General features: G+C 66.0%; 1 protein-coding gene. It reads right to left on the bottom strand.

The features are described 5' to 3' along the window. Positions 1–45 precede the first annotated feature (45 nt). Positions 46–429, bottom strand: a 384-nt coding sequence (locus DEQ92_RS23085; protein ID WP_115821833.1) for a pyridoxal-phosphate dependent enzyme, incomplete at its 5' end; no start/stop codon positions are given.

Raw genomic sequence — 429 nt, 5'->3', positions numbered from 1 at the left:
ATTAATAATCTGTCGGTCCAAACGATGCTGCGTGACCGTTCTAACTCAGATTCCTTTTCCCATCAAATGGCTCCGGAGCACGTCTGCGGTCTTGGTTCCGGATTCCGTGTTGACGACGACGACGTGGTCGTCGGGGCCGAACACGCCATCGGCAGCGAGTTCGCCGGCCGCCGCGACCGCGACTCCGCCGGCGGCACCGACCTCTAATCCTGCCTTCTGAGCGGCCACGACAGCGCTTTCGAGGCTGTTCTCGTCGTCGACGGCCACGAATCCGCCGCCGGTCTCCGCGACGGCGTCGAGCGCCGGCTCCGCACAGTTCGGCTCGGGAATCTCCAGTTCGCCGACGATGGTGTCCGGCGACTCCCAGGGTTCGATCGTGTCGGCACCGCGATCGTGCGCGGCGACGAGCGGCGCACAGCCGGCGGGCTG

It is taken from the genome of Haloferax sp. Atlit-6N (assembly GCF_003383195.1).
GTDB classification, from domain to species: domain Archaea; phylum Halobacteriota; class Halobacteria; order Halobacteriales; family Haloferacaceae; genus Haloferax; species Haloferax gibbonsii.
The sequence above is the reverse complement of the archived record's forward strand: the minus strand, read 5'-3'. Positions and strand labels throughout refer to the sequence as shown.